Annotated in this window: 12 protein-coding genes and 1 pseudogene; 7 read left to right on the forward strand and 6 right to left on the reverse strand. The window is 66.2% G+C overall.

The features are described 5' to 3' along the window. Positions 1 to 790: 790 nt before the first annotated feature. From ABD154_RS06815 to ABD154_RS06825, 3 genes and pseudogenes are all read right to left on the reverse strand, one after another. Positions 791 to 1300: a helicase associated domain-containing protein gene (locus tag ABD154_RS06815; RefSeq protein ID WP_344250750.1), complete on the reverse strand. Its 510-nt coding sequence runs from the start codon at positions 1298 to 1300 to the stop codon at positions 791 to 793. Positions 1301 to 1493: 193 nt separating this feature from the next. After that, a pseudogene (locus tag ABD154_RS06820) lies at positions 1494 to 2039 on the reverse strand (transposase); the annotation flags it as partial. 290 nt (positions 2040 to 2329) lie between these two features. Next, positions 2330 to 3370, reverse strand: a complete 1041-nt coding sequence (locus tag ABD154_RS06825) for a DUF2891 family protein (RefSeq protein WP_344250753.1) — start codon at positions 3368 to 3370, stop codon at positions 2330 to 2332. Positions 3371 to 3594: 224 nt separating this feature from the next. Here ABD154_RS06825 and ABD154_RS06830 point away from each other — a divergent pair, with 224 nt between their 5' ends. From ABD154_RS06830 to ABD154_RS06840, 3 genes are read left to right on the forward strand one after another with little or no spacing between them, the layout of a single operon-like run. Then, positions 3595 to 4578: a cation diffusion facilitator family transporter gene (locus tag ABD154_RS06830; protein ID WP_344250755.1), complete on the forward strand. Its 984-nt coding sequence runs from the start codon at positions 3595 to 3597 to the stop codon at positions 4576 to 4578. Positions 4579 to 4633: 55 nt separating this feature from the next. After that, positions 4634 to 5104 (forward strand): helix-turn-helix domain-containing protein, encoded by a 471-nt coding sequence (locus ABD154_RS06835; protein ID WP_344250757.1) that lies wholly within the window; start codon positions 4634 to 4636, stop codon positions 5102 to 5104. Next, entirely contained in the window at positions 5101 to 5496 is a 396-nt protein-coding gene (locus tag ABD154_RS06840) for a ribonuclease HepT family protein (protein WP_344250759.1), read from the forward strand. The genes ABD154_RS06835 and ABD154_RS06840 overlap by 4 nt, the downstream gene beginning before the upstream one ends. A gap of 27 nt (positions 5497 to 5523) precedes the next feature. On the opposite strand, the gene ABD154_RS06845 is transcribed toward ABD154_RS06840, so the two are convergent. The 3 genes from ABD154_RS06845 to ABD154_RS06855 are packed head-to-tail and all read right to left on the reverse strand — an operon-like array spanning position 5524 to position 9787. Next, on the reverse strand, positions 5524 to 8631 hold the full coding sequence (locus tag ABD154_RS06845; protein WP_344250761.1) for a DEAD/DEAH box helicase: 3108 nt from the start codon (positions 8629 to 8631) through the stop codon (positions 5524 to 5526). Positions 8632 to 8673: 42 nt separating this feature from the next. Continuing rightward, complete coding sequence (locus ABD154_RS06850) at positions 8674 to 8958, reverse strand: hypothetical protein (RefSeq protein ID WP_344250763.1); 285 nt, start codon at positions 8956 to 8958, stop codon at positions 8674 to 8676. A 19-nt stretch (positions 8959 to 8977) separates the two neighbouring features. Next, positions 8978 to 9787: a LuxR C-terminal-related transcriptional regulator gene (locus ABD154_RS06855; RefSeq protein WP_344250765.1), complete on the reverse strand. Its 810-nt coding sequence runs from the start codon at positions 9785 to 9787 to the stop codon at positions 8978 to 8980. Positions 9788 to 9957: 170 nt separating this feature from the next. Between ABD154_RS06855 and ABD154_RS06860 the strand changes: the two genes are divergently transcribed. From ABD154_RS06860 to ABD154_RS06875, 4 genes are all read left to right on the forward strand, one after another. Further along, complete coding sequence (locus ABD154_RS06860) at positions 9958 to 11556, forward strand: AMP-binding protein (protein WP_344250767.1); 1599 nt, start codon at positions 9958 to 9960, stop codon at positions 11554 to 11556. A 22-nt stretch (positions 11557 to 11578) separates the two neighbouring features. Next, positions 11579 to 12247 carry a homing endonuclease associated repeat-containing protein gene (locus ABD154_RS06865; RefSeq protein WP_344250769.1) on the forward strand — a complete coding sequence of 223 codons (669 nt, stop codon included), beginning with the start codon at positions 11579 to 11581 and terminating at the stop codon, positions 12245 to 12247. Between the two features lie 291 nt (positions 12248 to 12538). Further along, on the forward strand, positions 12539 to 12823 hold the full coding sequence (locus tag ABD154_RS06870) for a GlsB/YeaQ/YmgE family stress response membrane protein (RefSeq protein ID WP_198500289.1): 285 nt from the start codon (positions 12539 to 12541) through the stop codon (positions 12821 to 12823). Between the two features lie 53 nt (positions 12824 to 12876). Further along, a complete protein-coding gene (locus tag ABD154_RS06875) occupies positions 12877 to 13065 on the forward strand; it encodes a CsbD family protein (RefSeq protein WP_137826597.1) in 189 nt (62 codons plus the stop codon). Positions 13066 to 13121 lie beyond the last annotated feature (56 nt).

Genomic DNA, 13121 nt, shown 5'->3' on the forward strand with positions numbered 1-13121 from the left:
AACTTCGTAATGCTCGTATATCTAGTAGAACTAATAGAAATGAATCAGATGTGGCCACGCTCTGATCGCTGAGCGCGGTCGTACTCGCTTGAGCTAGTCCACTACGACGACCAGTACTCTAAGACCGACCAAGAGCGGCGCGATATTGACCAGCGCGACCGACCTCGAGACCCGGACGGACACCTCGGACAGATATGGGAGTTTGATCCTTTTGCGTGCCAGCAGCGCGGGCGCGGCCGTCGATTGCGGTTTACAAGACGGCCGTGTTGTAAAGCCGATGGAACCGCTTCCCAGGTTTGGTGTAGATCGAATGGAGGTACGCGAACAGCACGACGGTGAGCTTCCCTGGCCCCGTAACGTGGCCTAGACGCCTCATCTGCGGCCCAGTCGTCTCGTTTCTTGCAATGAAGATTCGGGACCGCTGAAGGTTTGGCTCGTCGCCGGCTCAACGTACTCTTCGCGATGGTCAAGACCGGGACTCTCTACGAGGTGAAGATTCCGACTGCTGCTTGACAATGAATGTAACGGGAGATCTCATCCACGGAGGCGGCGACCGTGTCAGTCCGTGGTTGGTGCTGGAGAGCTGCGACGGGGATTCGAACAACTGCGTTCTACGCACCTATGGGCCTGGTCGCTTCGGCGCTGCTGGTTGGCTTCAGGAACCGGGTCGTGATCGACCGGCCGTCGCTGCACACCGTGCGGCTCCACCATCCCAGTGACGGAGCTTCTGAGGCGGAGCCAGAGTTCCCAGCGCATCTGAGCATTCAGAATTCTGCGCACCGATTCGGGCTTACCCTTGATCAGCACGGGAAGGGATTCCAATGCCTTTACCGTGCAGGTTCCACCTGATGTTCATCTCATCCGCGACGCGGATCACTCGGTCTGAAAGTTCGCCGCGTCGGTAATGTCCTCGCAGGCGCGCGACCCATCGTCCCGCGCCGGGCCACCCATCGATCCCGTCGTGCTGCGGGATGTTGATGTGGCCGCGCTGAGCGTGGAAGGCTCTGAGCTGAGCTAGGCGTTGCAAGATTCTAGCCTCGCGGCGCTCGGCTCTCGTCGGGGCCTTCGGTCCCGGGTCGCGATACGGCCGTTCGAACTTAATTCCGATCGCTTCGGCCTCAGAGATCTGGTCGTCGCTCAGCTTGCCGGCGCGATATTTGGCCCTGAGCGCGTAGATCCACAGGTCGACGCGCCAGCCCAACCATTCCTCGCCCTTCTTGGGGTTGACGTGGCCATGGATCCGGGCATAGGTCGACAGGCGCGCGATCCCTCTGTCGAAGTCGACTCTGCCCCTCCCCATGTGTCGGAAGCATACCCACCGCGTCCAGGGAGCGGCTATACTCAGGACGCCTCGCGCGATGAACTGGTCTCGCTCCATCGAAGCTCATGGACTACAGAGGCCCACTATTATTCGCCGTAGTCGCGTCGGTCGGGCGCGCAGACCCCGCATCAGGTTGCCCTCTACGCGAGTCATGTCTTGGTCAAAATCCGGCTCATCGTAATTGAGAGTGTAGAACTTGTCTGAATCCTCCGGACTCGAGTACACATCTGGCGATGTAGTGGGTGAGGTTGCGGAACCACAGAGCAGATCCTCGCAGATGCACGAGCCTGACATTGATGGCCTCGGTCGGACCGTTCGATGTTCCCAGTTGGGTCAAGAACGCGAGCACATCAGTGGCGCGACGCTTCAGAGTCCGTCCCAAACGCTAGAGCTCGACGAGCTCGGACGGCAGATTCGTTGTCAGAGCGTCGATGACCACTTGCAGGAGCTTCTTGCCCTCTCCACGATCTATGGTTCGGTGGGCGGTCACGATGTCTTAATAGACAGCCCAGGTGACTTCGACTTCGGTGAAACTCGCGTCGGCGAAGAGGCTGGCGATCCTCTCCTGCTGTTTGGTCGTGAGTAGATCAACGCCGGGGTGCAGAGTCCTCCGCGCCCGATACAGTGGGTCCTTCGCCCGGCCACGATGCCCGGTGGTCTCCTGCTGAACACGGCGACGAACATCATCGAGGATATCACCGGCGAGCTTGACGACGTGGATGTCAACGACGCGTGAATAACGGTTCCTAGAGGTACTGCCCAGGGTGGTTAGTAAACCGACTGGTACCGGTCCGGTCAACGGTTATAGCCCGCGGCGCCATCATCATTGCCGGACTAATCAGCCTCGCCTTCTTCCCAAGCCACTTCGAATAATGCATCGGCCTGGCCCGCATAGCTATCGGTACCGGCGCGCCGGAGCATTCACCAAGGCGAGATTCCGGGAAGACGATGTGCTACGCCTGCATCCGCGTCGGCGCGAGCGGGTCCGACCCACTCGGTCGCTGAGCGTCATCGCCCTTGCAACACCAGGCTCTCCCATGCGAACGTCGCGACCCAGTGCGACGACATGTACTCATCGGACACGGCAGCCACAAGCCCCGGTGTCATAAGCGCATCGACACGGGTCAGCATGCCTTTGGCCAAAGAATCGAGGTCGGCCCTGTCGTGGCGCTGGGCGATCTCCTCGAGCTGAGGGACGAGCCGCATGACCGATGCCGCGACCGACAACCCCAAGCCATAGAGGTGGCTCTGCTGGCCGTCGGTGGGGTCGAGCACCTCGACCGGTGAGAGCGCAGGCGACTCGGGGGACAGCTCCGAGAGGAACGCCGGCAGCCACACGGCGAGCTCATCCTCGGTGAGGATCTCCGACATCAGGTCGGCCTCGCACAGTCCTGCCGAGAGGAAGTCCTGACCGCTGCGCTCCTGACTGAAGTTCCAGGCCTTGTCCTCGGCATAGAACCGGCGCGCCGCGCCCGCGATGACCTCGACGACGTCCCGACGACCCTGTGCGCGAGCGCCGAGGAGGATCCGCCGCAGACCGAACGCAGTGTTGGAATGCACCCCGTGCCGAACAGGCTCCGGAACCTTCGGCAGCCACGCGACTACGAGATCGAACACCGTGTTCGCGAGAAATTGCGCGCCGTCGGCCAAATCCCTCAGCTGCGGGTCCGAGCTGGTCCGCAGCGCCTCGACGAGTTCGACCGCCCACGCCCATCCGTACGGCCGTTCCCACCCCGGATGGTCACGCAGGAACGCGGCCTCCGCAGTGAGTTTCACGGCACTGAGGTGCAGCTGCAACAGCTCGATCGCCTCGTCGCGCCACGGCGCGTCCTGCGCCGCCTCGGTATCGAGGAGTGTGACGAGCAGATAGTGCATGTGAACGCTCGAGTGCCAGTCGAACGAGTTCGCGAACGCCGGGTGCTTCTCACTCGCTGGCACGATGTCGACGAGGCTGTTCGCCACGTGATGCGCCGCGTAGGGATAGTCCTGCGTGATGTTCGTCAGCGCGACCTGCGCGAACGGATGAACGAAATCGGCGGGTGCAGTCATGCGTGAGTCCTCTTCGGCTGGGGTAATCCAACAGTAGTCGAGTGAAGTCGGATGATCCGACCAGACTGGCAAGCGTCGTTGACGTGAAACAGCCCCTCCGCCGAGGCGGTCGGACGTAAGCTGGTCCCCAACGGTTCGACCGCCCACCGAGAGGACGCTGCCATGACGAGTTCGCCCGCAGGGAGCCCTGCTGTCCAGGCTGTGTCCCTCCTCGAGGTTCGGGCATGACCGCGAGCACGGGCGGCGTCGACACGGAGGCCCACAAGGCCGCCGGCGGCAGCTGGCTCACCGTCATCATCGCCTTCGCGGCGAACCTCGCCGTCGCGATCGCGAAGACGATCGCCGCCGGCATGACCGGGTCGGCAGCCCTCGTCGCCGAGGCGGCCCACTCGTGGGCCGATGCCGGCAACGAAGTGTTCCTCCTCATCGCCGAACGCAAATCCTCCCGCCCCGCCGATGCCAAACATCCCCTCGGCTTCGGGCGCGAGGCTTACGTGTGGTCGATGTTCGCGGCATTCGGCATCTTCACGGTCGGCTCCGCCGTCTCGATCTGGCACGGGTTCCAGTCGCTGTTCTCCCACGAGTCCAATGACAGCAACTACCTCGTCGGGTACATCGTGCTCGCGATCTCGTTCGTCCTCGAAGGATTCTCGTTCCTGCAGTCGGTGCGCCAGGCCAGAGGCCGGGCGGCGGAGCTGCGGCAGCCGGTCCTCCGCTATGTGCTCAAGGGCTCGAACCCGACGCTGCGGGCGGTCTTCGCCGAGGATGCCGCGGCCCTCATCGGACTCGTCATCGCGTTCCTCGCCATGTTCCTCCACCAGATCACCGGCATCGCCGCCTTCGACGCGATCGGTTCGATCCTCGTCGGCATCCTCCTCGGCATCGTCGCGATCGTCCTCATCGACCGCAACCGCCGCTACCTCGTCGGCGAGAACGTTACCCCGCGCATCCGCGACATGATCCTCCGCGCCCTCCTCGAGGACAAGGACATCGTCGAGGTCACCTACCTCCACGTCGAATTCGTCGGCTCGGGCAAGGTCTACGTCGTCGCCGCCGTCGACCTCGTCGGCGATGCGAAGGAGAGCCAGCTCGCGGTGCGCCTGCGCACCGTCGAACGCCACCTCGAGGAGAACCCCATGGTCCAGGAAGTCGTCCTCACTCCGTCGGCTCCCGGGGAGAAGCCGCTCGTGCCGCTGACGGCTGACTGAGCGCATCTCCCAGAACGGCTGGAATTGCCATATAGCATGTAGCTATATTTGATTCATGGGACGGTTTGACTCCGACGATGCACGCGATCTCGTCCGGACCGCACGGCTCGATGCTGGGTTGACGCAGACCGAGCTCGCCGAGCGCGCCGGTATGCGTCAGCCGACGATTGCCCAGATCGAATCGGGCAGTCGGAAGATCTCTTCGGAGATGCTGGAACGGATCCTGCAGGCAGCCGACTATCGACCGGCGCTCGCCCTCGAACGAGTCGTCAGTCAGGTGCGGGACATCGCATCGGAACTCGGTCTGCGCAACGTCAGGGTGTTCGGGTCGGTGGCACGCAACGAAGACGGCTATGACAGCGATATCGACCTCGTCGTCTCCGCCCACGATGGGGTGGACCTGTTCGATCTGGCGTATTTCGGTGAGCGGGTCCGCCAGATCACCGGATTCCCCGTCGATGTCGTCGTCGACAACGGGCCGGTGCCACCGGGCTGGGACGTGCTGCGTGAGGCGGTTCCGGTATGACCGGCTCCGACTCGTCCAGGGACGATTACTCGGCCGGGCGGCGCCGCAGTCGACGGAACAGCCCGAACTTCGACCGCGAGAACATTCGGGAGGAGCTGACTCGAATTCTCCAACGCGCACAGGCCGTCGCGTCGACCCCGCGCGATGACTTCGTCGCTGGCGCGCCGTCCTACGATGTCGCGAGTATGGTGATCATTCGTTTGGCCTCGTTGACTGAACGTGCAGAATTCGCTCCGTGGCTTGACGAGTTGACCCCGATGGAGGTGACCGCGATCAGGGCGACCCGGAACATTGCCGCCCACGCCGGGTATGCGGCAATGAACAACGAGGTCTTCTGGAACGCTGTGACAGTTCGTGTTCCGGAGATCATCGGCCGTCTGCTCAAGCGCTGAAGTTCGACCGATGTTCCCGCCTGACCCTCACCCGTCGAAGAGATCCCGGATGTCGTCTGCGGTGATCTCCCTGCTGAACGCCTGACCGTCGCCGCCCGACGGCCCGCCTAGCAACGCCGTCGGCCCACCTGACGCCCCCGACCCCGTCGCCGGCCCAGGCGCCACCTCGTCGCCTTCACTCATCAGCGAGTCGAAGAGCTCCGCCTTCTTCCGCTGCAGCCCGAGCACCTTCTCCTCGATCGTGCCCTCGGTGACATAGCGGTAGACGATGACGTGCTTCGTCTGCCCGATCCGATACGCACGGTCGATCGCCTGATTCTCCGCCGCCGGATTCCACCACGGATCCATGAGGAAGACGTAGTCCGCCTCGGTGAGGGTGAGACCGAACCCGCCGGCCTTGAGACTGATGAGGAACACCGGCGCCGTCCCCGCCCGGAACGACTCGACGACCTCGGCGCGATTGCGGGTCGACCCATCGAGCATGACGGAGGTGACACCGCGACGATCGAGCTCCTCGGCGACATGATCGAGGAACGACGTGAACTGACTGAACACGATCGACCGATGCCCTTCGGCAATGACCTCGTCGAGGTGCTCGAGGAGCGCAGTGAGCTTGCTCGAGGGAACCTCGGCGTGCTCGGCATCGACGATGCGCGGATCGAGCGCGAGCATCCGCAGCAGGGTCAGCGACCGGAAGACGATGAACCGCTGCCGGTCGTAGTCGGATTCGATGAAGCCGAGGATCTTCTTCCGCTCCTTCTGCAGGATCCGATCGTAGAGCTTCCGGTGCGCGGCCGAGAGCTCGACGGTGATGACCTGCTCCTGCTTCTCCGGCAGATCGGCGGCGACGAGGTCCTTCGTCCGGCGCATCATGAACGGCCGGATCCGTCGCTGCAGACGCTGCATCCGCCCCGGATTCTCCCCGCCTTCGATCGGCCGCACGTACTCCTCCTCGAACCGGTGCGGCGAGGGGAAGAGACCAGGTGCGGTGATCGCGAGCAGCGACCAGACGTCGCGCAGCGAATTCTCCAACGGCGTGCCCGTGAGCGCGAGGCGGAACGGCGCCCGCACCGCCTTCGCCGCCTGGTGGACCTGCGAGGACGCGTTCTTGACGAACTGCGCCTCATCGAGGACGAGGCCCGCCCACTCCAGGCCGGCGATCTCGTCCTCATCGAGGCGGAGGATCGCGTACGAGACGACGATGACATCGGCACCGGCGGCCACCTCGGCGACGGACGTGCCCCGCTTCTTCGTCGACTCCCGGACGACGCGCACATCGAGGTCAGGGGTGCGCATCCCGGCCTCCTGGGCCCAGACCGGGACCACCGAGGTGGGGGCGACGACGAGGAACGGCGGCTCGGTGCCGGCGGCCTGACGTCGCGCATGGGCGATGAGCGCGAGCGTCTGCAGGGTCTTGCCGAGCCCCATGTCGTCGGCGAGGATCCCGCCGAGGCGGCACCGGTGCAGCAGCGCGAGCCAGCGGAACCCCTGCACCTGGTATGTCCGGAGGGTGACCCCGTTCAGGTGCGGCACCGGGGTGGCGGGAAGCCGGTCGAGCTCGGTCAGGGCCTGCGCGGACTCCCGCCAGGTCGCGGCGGGTTCGGCCTCGTCGGCGAGGTCCTCGAACTCCGACCACAGACCGACGTGGAGGCGACTGATCTTCGGGGCGCCCGGTTCCCATTCGGGGATGAGCTCCGCCTCGGCGAGGAGGGCCTTGATCCGGTCGAAGACGGGCCGGTCGAGGGTGAGGAAGGTGTCGTCGACGACCTTGATCTTCTTCGCCCCCTTCGCGAGTGCGGTGAAGAGCGTGGCGAAGGGGATCGGCTTGCCGCCCACGGTGATCTGGAAGCCGAGGTCGAACCAGTCGTTCTTCTCCGACTCGACCGACGTGATCCTCACGCTCGGATCGCCCCCGAGCTCACGGTACGGCTGCCGCCTGCCGCGGGTGATGACCGTGACATGGTCGATCTCCTCGAGGCAGGGGAGGATGTTCGCGACGAAATCCGCGGTGTCGGCGTCGTCGAGGTCGATATCGGTCGGGGTCGTGGGGAACTCGGCCCCAGGGTCGGTCAGCGCGAAACGGGCGAGGTGGGTGCTCACCTCGGCAAGGACCGCGGCTTCGTGCTCGTGGTCCCGACGCCCGTCGCCGAGGCGGTTGTCGCCGAGGCGGTCGACCGGCCGGACCGGGAGCCTGCGACGCGGCCCCGAGTACTCCCAGTACCAGCGCACGCTCAGTCGGTCCGCGGTCCCGAAGGTGAGGAAGAGAACGAGACGGGGGTCCCTGAAGTGCGGAAACGTCACGGAATCATCGGAGCTCACGACCTGCGCGGAGGTGCGCAGCAGCGGGTAGTACTCCGCGAAGAACTCCTCGGACTCGGCGGCGGGAATCGTGATCGGGCCGGGGGAGGAGAAGACCGGCAGCGCCGAGGCGGTCGTCGGCGCCGTGGACGGCGCGAGGGTGACGGTGAAGCCGGTGCGGGTGTCGACGCCGAAGAATCCGTGCGTCCAGATCGGCTTGGCCAACCCCGTGGCGAATTCGCGTTCATCGATCGTCACCTGCGGTTGGACGCGAAGGCGACCGGGCACCCGGGCGACGTCGATGAGGGCGTTGGCGCTCCGCCCGATGCGGACGTCCATGCCCTGGTTGACGCCGACGAATGCGATCCCGAGTTCGGCCCCGTGGTCGAAGATGTCCCAGATCAACGGGGTGTGGAAATCGCCGAGGTGGTACGGCGCACCGTCGGGCGTGAAGTCGGTCTTGTCGCGGGTGCGCAGGCCCGCGAGCTGGGAGAACCACTCCTGGTGGCGCGGGTCGACCCCGAACTGCGTGGTCATCCGGTCGATCGTGCGCCACGTCAGCGACTTCTTCACCCAGTTCCCGGACTCGCTGAGGACGAGCGGACGGATCGCCAAGGTCGGGTTCGTCCGCGGACTCACGGCAGTCCGCGTCAGCAGCACCGAGCGCTGCGGTTCGTACCACGTGCGGGGCACGACCTCGATGAGCTCGAAGCCGAGGGCCACGGGGGTGTGATCCTGCGGCGTCACCTCGGCGAAGGAGGCGAACGTTGTGCGCCAATCGGTGTGGACGCTCTCAGACCGCCGAGGCTGCGGCGAGGTCGGACGATCGGTAGGCACGAGCCCATCCTCTCACCCCGGCCTGACACGGGGCAGGCTCGCCTACGTGCGCAGCTGGCCCCACCCGAAGGAGGACTCGGCGATGAAGTCCTGGAGTTCTCCGGCGACCAGCTCAGCCTGCTGGTCGACGGTGACCTCGGCCCCGGGGGTGCGGAGATAGATCCCGATCTCGTCCTCGCCGGCACGAACGTGGACGAGAACGTGACCGTCCGGCCGCTCTTCGAGCTCCACGCTGTCGAGCTCGCCGTCGCGGAACAGCCGGTCGATCGCCGGTCGGACGACGACGTCCATGAGCTCGTCGTTCGTCAGGTCGCTCACCATGGTCATGGGGCGACTCTAGCCGCATCTACGGCAGCAGGCCCGTCTCCTGCGCCTCGATGACCGCGGCGTACCGGGTGCGGGCATTGAGCTTCGCCATGAGCGCCTTCATATACGCCTTGACGGTGAGCACGGTGAGACCGAGCGCCTCGGCGACCTCCCGGTTCGTCATGCCCGTCGCCACGAGCGCGAGGACATCGGTCTCCCGCTCGGTCAGCGACACCGGCACCGTCGGCTCACGCTTCTCCGGCAGCGCGAGGCCCTCGGCGATCTCGCGCAGCTCCCGGCGCAGGCGACCGTCGGTGACCGCGGCACTGAGTGCCCGCAGCTCCCCATGGACGGCGCGGATCCGGGTGAGCAGAGCGCGGGCCGCCTCGGCGTCGCTCTCGAGCCGCTGCGCACGGGCGACGATGAGCGCGTGCTCGAGTTCGCGGGCTTCGTCGGTCAGGGTCGAGAGGATGCGGTCGGCGATGACGGCGTCGCTGCGGAACGCGGCATAGAGAACGACGGTGGTCTTACGGTCGACGACGACCGGGGCCGCAGCGATCGCCCGCAGGCGCTCAGCCCGGATCACCCCGTCGTAGTGGTGGGAGATCGCCTCCGAGGCGACATAGTCGGCCACGGCCAGAGGCCGCCGCAGGGCGACCGTGCGACCGCCGAGCCCCGCATCGTAGGACAGCGTGACACCCGGAAGCGCACCGACGGTGGGCCCGAAGAAATGGGAGAGGAGCAGACCGCGGGAGTCGTCGACCACCCCACCGAAGGCGAGGTCGACACCGGTGCCGGTGCGCACGCGATCGAGGGACCGTCGAATGCGCTCGTCGTGCTCCGTGCCCATCGCCGCCCCGTCCTCGCCTCATCGCCTCGGCAGCAGCCACTGCCCACTTCGGAGGGTAGTCAACGATGCGCGCCTTGCCTAGTCTCGCTTCAAACGTCTCGCTTCACCGGCGCACGGGACCACGGTGCCGTCGAGACAGGACGATGACGACCGAGACTGAGGAGAGCGCAATGAACGAGGCAATGACGACCAGGCAGGTGGACGAGGACGTCGCGGTGGCGCCCGCCCCGTGGCAGGACCATCCTGACATCGTGGCCGAGGTCGAGGAGCTGCGCCGCCGATTCTCGGTGGCCGATCTCTGCCTCGCCGAGGTGCTCTGTGACAGTCGCCCGGCAGCCGACACCGCGTTCGTCTGCGTCGACGAGCGGCTCGACCCCTACCGCCTCACGTTCGGGGAACTCGCCGATCGCTCCCAGCGCCTTGCCGCACTGCTCCGCGAACTCGGCGTCGGACGCGGATCGCGAGTCGGCGTCCTCATGGAGAAGACGCGGCAGCTGCCGATCGTCCTCATGGCACTCTGGCGCCTCGGCGCGGTCGAAGTCCCCCTGTTCACCGCCTTCGCCGGACCGGCGATCGCAACCCGAGTGACCGGGGCCGATGCCGTGCTCATCGTCGCCGACGCCGCCCAGCAGCCCAAACTCGAGGGCATCGATGTTCCCGTCCTCGGGACGGGTGCCGACCTCGACCGGGCGATCACTGCACGTCAACCGCTCGAGTCCGCCGAGGCGATCGGCGGGGACGGTCTGTTCCTCCAGCTCTACACCTCCGGCACCACGGGCACCCCCAAGGCCGTGGGGGTCCCGGGCTCCGCGCTCGCCGCGTTCGTCGCCTACATGCGCTACGGTCTCGGCGTCGCCGAGGACGATGTGTTCTGGAACGCGGCCGACCCCGGCTGGGCCTACGGCCTCTACTACGGCATCGTCGGACCGCTCGCGATCGGTGTGCCCAACATCCTCTTCGCCGGCGGCTTCGATCCCGCGACGACCGGGCGTCTCCTCGACGAGCTGCAGGTGTCCAACCTCGCGGCCGCGCCCACCATCTACCGGGCACTGAAGAAGACGGGCGTCACCGCTGCCGCACCCCTGCGCGCAGCCTCCTCGGCGGGAGAGCCGCTGACCGCGGACGTCGTCGACTGGGCACCGGGTGCGCTCGGGGTGACGGTGCGCGACCACTGGGGACAGACCGAGCAGGGCATGGCCATCGGCAACGCGTGGGACGAACGTCTGCGCTCCACGGTCGCCGACCGGTCGATGGGGCAGGCGCTGCCCGGGTTCGTCGCCGGCACGACCGGCGGGTCGATCACCCTCTCGGTCGAGGACAGCCCGCTGATGTGGTTCACCGGCTACGTCGACGCCCCGCGCCAGACGGCGGAGCGCTTCACGCCCGACCGCCGGTGGTACTTCACCGGGGATATTGGCCGCGCGGAGGGACCGGACTTCTTCTTCGCCTCCCGTGACGACGACATCATCCTGGCCGCCGGCTACCGAATCGCCCCGTTCGACATCGAGAGCATCCTCATCACCGACGACGCCGTCGTCGAGGCGGCCGTCGTCGGGCGCCCGGACGAGGTCCGCGGCGAGGTCATCGAGGCATTCGTCGTCCTCGGGGAGTCCGCGGGCACCGACGATCTCGTCACGCGGCTGCAGAACGCCGTGCGCACCACGTACGGCGCACACGCGTATCCGCGCCGGGTCCACATCGTCGACGAGCTGCCGAAGACGCCGAGCGGGAAGATCCAGCGATTCGTCCTCCGAGATCTCGAAGTCTGAGCCGCCCCGTAGGATGGTAGGGATGACGGATGCAGCGCGCGACAGATCCCACACCCCCACTCCTGCGGTGCTCGGGGCCCTGCTGCTCGCGACCGCGCGCACGACCGACACGCCACCGGCCGACACCGGACCGGCGGGCGCGGCGCTGCCCAACGCAACCGGAGGGCTCGAGGCGCCGGATGAGACGATCCTCGCCGAGGTGGAGGCGACGCTGTCCGCCCAGTTCCCCGACGACGCGGCACTCGTCACTCGCACCGTCACCGAGGTGGCCGAGGCGATCGGCTCCATCCGCCGTCGTGACGCGAAGCCCGGCCTGACCGCGGCACGCTACGACGCCGAGCGCACCGCCCTGCTGCGCCACCTCGGGATCGGCTCGGGCAAGGGCGCGAGCCTCTGGCCGCCGACGAGTCAGACCGCCGTGCAGCGGTTCGGATCGTGGAACGATGCGCTCACGGCGGCGGGACTGGCGACGAGCAGCACGGGCCGGGCGAAGGGGCAGCTGCGCTTCGACGCCGCTGCCTACGATCGGGCGATCGCCGCGTTCGTCGCCGACTGCGAATCCCGCGGCGTCGGCGCCACGTACAAGGCGTACGGGGAGTACGCGACGGCGCACAAGGGCGAGGTGCCCTCGGCCGCCGCGGTGCGGAAGTTCTACGGAAGCTGGAACGCAGCGCTCGCCTCGGCGACCTGACCCGATCGCGGAACCGCCGCCGCAGCGGGATCGACAACATCGATTTCTGCCCGATCTGACGGCGTCGACGGCCTGACCTCGACGGCCGCCTGCCCCGTGATCGCGGGGCACGCGCCGGGAAACGCCCGACCGCGTGATCCGACACGGCAAGTTCACCTGGGTGAAACTCCGGGAAAAATCCTTGAAAAATGTGCGTGAGGTTTGTAGTGTCACTGCGTCTGTACAGGTGGAATGGAACCAAGCAGGCCTGCCGGTCTGCAGGCTCCGTTCCCTAGAGAGAAGGATGGAAACATGGTTGTCATCGGCTGGATCATCGTCGGACTGCTCGCGGGAGCGCTCGCGAAGCTCATTCTGCCCGGCAAGCAGGGTGGTGGCTGGATCAGCACCATCATCCTCGGTGTCATCGGCGCCTTCGTCGGTGGACTTCTCTTCGGCCTCTTCGGCGGCAAGGGAATCGGCGCAGTCTTCTCGGATCCCTGGTCGTGGGGTTCGTTCTTCATCGCCGTCATCGGCGCGATCGTGTTCTCGTTCATCTGGGGACTGATCATCAAGAACCGCAGCAAGAACGCTGCCTGACCACGATCCGGTCTCTTCCGGATCACCTGTTGGAACAACGAAAGGAAATCGCCATGAGTGCGAAGGACAAGTTCGACAACAAGGCCCAGGAGCTCAAGGGCAAGGCCAAGGACGCCACCGGCAAGCTCATCAACAACGAGCAGATGCAGGCCGAGGGCAAGGCCGACCAGGCCGCCGCCGGCACCAAGCAGGCCGGTGAGAAGCTCAAGGACACCGCGAAGGACGTCACCGACCGTCGCTGAATGACGGGCGCTGATCTCTGATCAGCGCGTCCTGGCTCCGGTGATCGCACACCGGG

Origin of the sequence: Brevibacterium sanguinis (assembly GCF_039528855.1) — a bacterium.
GTDB classification, from domain to species: domain Bacteria; phylum Actinomycetota; class Actinomycetes; order Actinomycetales; family Brevibacteriaceae; genus Brevibacterium; species Brevibacterium sanguinis.